The 5,875-nt window shown below is 71.7% G+C and carries 6 protein-coding genes; 1 reads left to right on the top strand and 5 read right to left on the bottom strand.

Annotated elements, in window-relative coordinates; genetic code table 11:
- The 5 genes from RBH18_RS42740 to RBH18_RS42760 form a co-directional block, all read right to left on the bottom strand.
- On the bottom strand, nucleotides 1-321 hold a 321-nt coding region (locus RBH18_RS42740; protein WP_306216243.1), incomplete at its 3' end, for a roadblock/LC7 domain-containing protein.
- A 13-nt stretch (nucleotides 322-334) separates the two neighbouring features.
- Nucleotides 335-2,824, bottom strand: coding sequence for a sensor histidine kinase (locus tag RBH18_RS42745; protein ID WP_306216244.1), 2,490 nt, complete (start codon nucleotides 2,822-2,824; stop codon nucleotides 335-337).
- Complete coding sequence (locus tag RBH18_RS42750) at nucleotides 2,811-3,830, bottom strand: hypothetical protein (RefSeq protein ID WP_306216245.1); 1,020 nt, start codon at nucleotides 3,828-3,830, stop codon at nucleotides 2,811-2,813. Before RBH18_RS42750 ends, RBH18_RS42745 begins: the two co-directional genes overlap by 14 nt.
- Before the next feature lie 650 nt (nucleotides 3,831-4,480).
- Nucleotides 4,481-4,690, bottom strand: coding sequence for a hypothetical protein (locus tag RBH18_RS42755; RefSeq protein ID WP_305787398.1), 210 nt, complete (start codon nucleotides 4,688-4,690; stop codon nucleotides 4,481-4,483).
- Between the two features lie 88 nt (nucleotides 4,691-4,778).
- Nucleotides 4,779-5,150 carry a hypothetical protein gene (locus tag RBH18_RS42760; RefSeq protein ID WP_306216246.1) on the bottom strand — a complete coding sequence of 124 codons (372 nt, stop codon included), beginning with the start codon at nucleotides 5,148-5,150 and terminating at the stop codon, nucleotides 4,779-4,781.
- Nucleotides 5,151-5,254: 104 nt separating this feature from the next.
- Between RBH18_RS42760 and RBH18_RS42765 the strand changes: the two genes are divergently transcribed.
- Nucleotides 5,255-5,875: M23 family metallopeptidase (locus RBH18_RS42765; protein WP_306216247.1), on the top strand; the 621-nt coding region annotated here is incomplete at its 3' end.

Genomic DNA, 5,875 nt, shown 5'->3' on the forward strand with positions numbered 1-5,875 from the left:
GCTGATCGCGGTCACCAGCAGGTAGCCGTCGGCCATGTCGATGATCACGCGGTTGAGGCTGCCGAGCGAGTACCAGTTGGCGGCGCCGCCGGCGAGGCTGGTGAGGCCGGACACGACGGCGGCGAGCCGCTCCGCGTTGGGCCGGTCCTTGATCGCCGACATCGCCATGAGCAGGCCGTCGGACGAGACCGCGATGGCCTCGCGGACCCCGGCGGTGCCGGACGTGAACGAGTCGAGCAGCCAGTTGAAGGTCTTCGCCTCCTGGCTCAGCTGCGACTGCGCGTAGCCGTTGGGCGTGTCGGTGGAGAAGGGGGAAGTCATCGCGGTCAGTCCCTCAGGGTTGTGGCTGGGTCTCGTGGAGAGCGCGGGCGACGCCGAGCTCGAACTGCTCCATCAGGGCCCGCGCCGCGTCGGCGTCGAGCGGTTGGGCGGGTGCGGCGGGCGTGGGGGCGCGGGGCGGCTCGGCGGCCGGGAGCGTGGCGCCCGGGATGCGCCGGGACAGTGGCGGGTGACCCACGGCCGGCGGTGCGGCCATGGCCTCCTCGGCGACATCCCACCGCGCCTGGGAGACGCCGGCCTCGAACGCGTCGAAGGCCTCCCGGGCGGCGAGCGCGTCGTCGGTGGTGGGCGGGGCGGCGGGCAGCCGGAGCCCGGTCTCCGCCGGAAGCTGGCTGCCGGGCACGCGCCGCCGCAGCCCCACCGGCGCCGCCGAAATGACGATCGGACCCTCCAGGACGGGACGCCCCGCCGAGGGCAGCTCCGGCAGCGCGACCACGGGCGGGCTCTCCAGCTGCGGCACCGTGCTGCGCAGTGCGAACGCGTTCCAGGACTGGGCCGCCTCGAGCGCCCGGGTGGCCCGGCCGAGCACCGATGCGTCGAACGGCATCACACTGCCGGGCGCCGAGCGCAGCGATCCCCCGGCGAGCAACGGCGCGAACTCGCTGTGCTGCCCGGGCACGGTCGCGTGCACCGGCTGCCGGGCCACGAGGTGCTGCGGCTGCAGCTGGACCCGGGCGGTCACGCCGCCGCCGTCCGTGTGGTCCAGCATCACCTCGATGCCGTGCCGGCGGGCCAGCCGCCCGACGACGAAGAGCCCGAGCACCTCCGAGGGCGCCAGGTCGAGCCGCTCCCGCCGGGTCAGCCGCGCGTTCTCCTCGGTCATCCGCTCCTCGGCGAGCCCGAGGCCGTGGTCGACGATCGACAGCAGAGCCCCCGATCGGTCCTCGTCGGCCGTCACGGTCACCCGGGTGTGCGGCGGGGAGAAGGAGGTCGCGTTCTCCATCAGCTCGGCGAGCAGCAGGGTGAGGTCGGCGAGGATCGCGGGTACGACGACGATCTCCTCGGGCACCTCCACGTCCACCCGCGTGTAGTCCTCGATCTCGCCCAGCGCCAGCCGCACGACGTCGGAGAGCGGCAGCGGGGCCACGTGGTCGTTCGCCCCGGCGCCGCCGGAGAGCACGACCAGCGAGCTGGCGTTGCGGCGCAGGCGGCTGGACATGTGGTCGAGCCGGTAGAGCTCACGCAGGCGCTCGGAGTCGGTCTCGCGGCGCTCGAGGTTGTCGATCAGGGCGAGCTGCCGGCCGACGAGGTTCTGCGTACGCCGCCCGACGTGCCCGAACATCTGGGCCACGTTGCGCCGGCCGAGCACCTGCCGCTCCACCAGGCGTACGGCCGTGGTCTGCACCCGGTCGAACGCGCGCGCCAGGTCGCCGATCTCGTCCTGGGCCGCCACGTCGACGGGGTCGAGCCGGATCGGGCGTACCGTCTCGGCGTCGTCGTCCGCCACGCGCTCGAGCTCGGCCTCGGCCGCCCGGGCGATGCGGTCCGCGGACCCGGTGAGCCGGCGCAGCGGCTGGGCGACCGCGCGGGCCATGAGCAGGGAGAGGGCGACGACCACGAGCAGCAGGAGGACCGCGCCGCCGCCGACCAGTGCGGCCGTACGCAAGGCGGCGTCCCTGTTCGCCTGCACGGCCGCGTCCACGTCCGCCGCGACCCGCTTCTCCACGAACCCGCCGAGCACGATGACCGAGCGCAGCGACGGGAACAGCGTCCGGATGTCGAGCACCCGGACCGCCGTCGCCGGCGAGGTGACCGCCTCCGCCAGGAAGTCCGAGCCGACCCGGGACGCGAACGCCTGCTGCGCGCCGAGATAGAGCTTGTACTGGCTGTCGGTGAAGTACGGCTCCGCGTTCGTGATGATCAGCTGGAGCTGGACCAGCGTGGTGGAAAAGAGCCCGACCAGGCCGCTGTTGCGGGTGACCACGGCGCTGGTGAGGTGGCTGGACGCCTGGCTGATCAGGTCGTCGCTGCGCAGGGCCTGCTCGAGGGCGTAGACCTGGCGGCCGTCGGACGTGGTCAGGTCGGCGTTCTCCGCCAGGCCCAGTGCGTCGATGATGGGCGTGATGACGGCGCTGAACTCGGTGACGATCGCGTTGGGCTGGATCGTCCGGTCGAGCACCTTGGCGCGGGTGGTGCTCAGCGCCGACAGGTTGTCCACGGCCCGGGTCAGCTCGGGCGACAGCTGTTCATCGAGGTGCTCGAGCCCGACGACGCGGTCGGTCGCCCTGGCGCTCTGCACGACCAGTTCCGGCTGCTCGATCAGCCCGAAGAAGTAGCCGACCGACAGCAGGCGCTCCTCCTGCAGCTCCTGGATCGCCGACCCGACGCTGGTGGCCAGGTTGACGACGTCGGAGGTGCGCTGGGCGTCGCGGGCGGCCTCGACCCGGTTGAGCACCACGGGGATCGCCAGCGCGACGACGCCCAGCAGGGGCACGAGGGCGAGCAGGGTCAGCTTGCCGAGGATGCGCAACCTACCGAAGAGCACCGGTACGCTCCCGTGTCTCGTCGTGGACGAGGTCCACATCGGCCGGTGCGACCGCCACCGGGGCCGGCGGTCTCGGCCGCGCGGGACGGCGGCGGCCGAGGAAGGGCAGCGCGATCGCGCCGAGGGCCAGCAGCACGGCGACCCCGGCGGCGGCCAGCGCTTCGAGGGCGCGGTTGTCGAGCCGGTCCAGGCGGGCGGCGAGCAGGCTTGCCATTTCCCGTACGGCGACGCCGGCCAGACTGGCCAGCGACACCTGCAACTGGCTCTGCGCGGTGGCCATGGTCGAGGCATCGGGAGCACCGCCAGGGTTCGCGCCGCGGGTCAGCGACTCGACGCCCTTCCGGAAGGTGTCGAGCGGGGTGACCAGGTTGCCGCTCAGCGTCCCGCTGTTCGTGTCGTCGACCGCCGCCTGCAGATTGTCGGTGAGACTGCCGACGTACGTGTTGACGGCCAGCACCGCGGCCCCGAACTGTGGGCTCAGCTGCTCGCGCTGGGCCGCGCTCGCCGAGGCGACGAGCCGGCTCAGGTCGCCCATGCGGCTCACCTCGACCACCGTGGCGGGCAGGTCCACGGCGACGGCCTGCTGCAGGTGCGAGAGGTCGTTGTCGGGATCGCGGACGAGCCGGGCATTGGTGCGTACGGCGTCGTAGAGCGCGAGGGTCAGATCCGCGACCTCGACGTGGGTCTGGAAGACGGCCAGCGATCCGCCGGAAGCACTGGGCAGCGCGTCGATCCGCTTACGCAGGTCGCGCCAGCGCTCGGTGGTCCGCAGCTCCTCACCGAGCCGCAGATCCGCGTTGGCGACCCCGTTGACGGCTGTTACCAGGGAGCTGGACGGGCCGGTCACGCCGGACAGCCGCGCCGACTGCGACTCGGCGAGCGCGCTGATGAGCGGCGACAGGGCGGTGAGGTACTCCACACCGTGCTGCTCGAGCCGGGTGCTGTCGCGCCGATCAGCCACGTCGTCCTGGACGCGGACGAAGAGAACGGCGGCCGGAACGAGCATCAACACCGTCAGAGCGGCCGCGAGAACGGTGTGCGCCCGCGGCCGACGGTGATCTACCGAGACTGACATTGCCCATAACCTCCGCCAAGCGCCCGATATGGACCGGTTCGTTGACTACTCTTAGTAGTCACTCGGGCGCACCGATCGGGGTCACCCTAGCCGAGAAAAATTCACCCGAGACCTTCCCGAGGGTCAGAGTTGACTCGTCTGATCGGCTGATGGACCGGAAGGTTGCCTGGTCGTAGGGATTCGTCCGATTCGCGGATGTCAATCTGTGCATCTTCTCGCACTTCAGATGCACTGTCACTCACAGTTATCGCGAATCCACTCTCGGTGTGACGGGGCGAACGGTCCGAGATGTCGCGGGTTCCGAAGTAGATCGGCGAATGGATCGCCGCGGAGCCGCACTCGCCCCCGTCCACATTGCGGCCATCGTTCTCGGCTGCATGGCCGTGCTGTTTCTGCCGATTCTCTTCGGGCCGGCCGCGATCATTCTGGCGCACAAAGCTCGCGCTCGATCGCGCGAAGCCGGCGCACGAAGCGCGGGCGTCCAACGCCCACGGCCCCGACGCCTGAGGCACGCGACCCGACGCAGGAAATACACGCAGGAAGCCCCGGGGCGCAGGAAGGCCCGGGCGCTGAAGGCGAAGTCAGCCGGCCAGGCGGCGGCGGTTGGCGATCAGCTCGCGGAGGCGCGCGCCGCGGAGGCGGTGCGGCTGGGCCAGCTCGCGGGCCGACTTCGCGTCGGCGAGCGCGGCGAGGAGTTCGAGCCGGCGGCGACGCCGATCCGGGTCGAGCCGCTGCGGTACGTGGGCCATGAGGCCGAGACTGCCCAGCCGTCCGGCGTTCGTCAAGGGCATGTTCGGTCCGCCACGAACGGTGTACCCATTGTCGCCGACAAATGAGTGCTTAACCGGGCAAGGGGCCGACCCGAACAGGTGACGACTCTCACCACAGCGGCCAGTCGCCGGTGGCGATCCAGTCGGCGGCCACGAAGCCGGCGGCCACCGACAGCCCGATGCCCGCGGTCAGCGCCACCCCGACGGCGACGCCGCGGTCGCCGAAGAGGGCCAGGAAGACGGACACCAGCCAGGCGGAGACCGCGGCGGTGACGGTCCACCACGCGTACGTGGCGAGGCTGTGAGCAAGCGCACCGAAGAGCACGAACCACAGGGCGCCGGCGCCGATCCCGGCCATGAGCGGGCCCGTGGCGATGGGGTGCGGCTCGCGGTAGACCGGCCGCGGGGGCAACGAGGGTGGCGAGGGGTACGACGAGGGCAACGGCGGCGTATTTCCCCAGCCTCCCGGCACTTCGGTCATCCCGGCCCTCCGATCGCCGCTGAGGCCCGCCTGACCTCGTCCGCTCCACCCTATCCAGGCTCGGCAGGTCTGCGGCCCGGACCGACTTCTGTCACTATGGCGCGGTGCTTCTCCTGCGAAAACTCTCGGTCCTGACCGTCGCCGCCCTCTCGCTCGCCGCCTGTGGCGGGCAGGGCGACGGCTCGTCGGCCACCGCGACGCCGCAGTTCGTCGTGCCGTCGGAGACCTCGGCCGCGTCCGCCGCCCCGGCGACGACGGCACCCGCGGCGGAGAGCCCCAGCCCGAGCGCGACGAGCCCGGCAAGCCCGAAGGCCACCGAGAGCCCGGCGAAGAAGAGCGTCGACTACACCTTTCCGGTCAAGGCGTCGAACGTCGACTGGCACGAGACCCACGCCAAGTACAAGGCGACCGACATCTTCGCCGACTGCGGCGAGCCGGTGGTCGCCACGACCAGCGGCGTGGTGCTCGAGATCACGACCAAGGACGCGTACGTGAAGGGCCAGCCGGACGGCCCGCTCAACGGCGGCCTGGCGGTGTCGCTGCTCGGCGACGACGGCGTGCGCTACTACGGGTCGCACCTGAGCAAGATCCAGTCGGGCATCAAGGCGGGGGTCCGGGTGACCTCGGGGCAACTGCTCGGCAAGGTCGGCCACACCGGCAACGCGAACGGCGTCTGCCACCTGCACTACGGCATCTCCCCGCCCTGCGCGAAGACCGGCGACTGG

Origin of the sequence: Actinoplanes oryzae (genome assembly GCF_030757795.1) — a bacterium.
Classification (GTDB): Bacteria; Actinomycetota; Actinomycetes; order Mycobacteriales; family Micromonosporaceae; genus Actinoplanes.

What these genes read in the sequence shown, in the direction of transcription:
- RBH18_RS42760 (WP_306216246.1), bottom strand. Translation starts at nt 5,150, where the DNA reads ATGACCGAAGTGCCGGGAGGCTGGGGAAATACGCCGCCGTTGCCCTCG.
- RBH18_RS42750 (WP_306216245.1), bottom strand. Translation starts at nt 3,830, where the DNA reads ATGCTCGTTCCGGCCGCCGTTCTCTTCGTCCGCGTCCAGGACGACGTG.
- RBH18_RS42755 (WP_305787398.1), bottom strand. Translation starts at nt 4,690, where the DNA reads ATGCCCTTGACGAACGCCGGACGGCTGGGCAGTCTCGGCCTCATGGCC.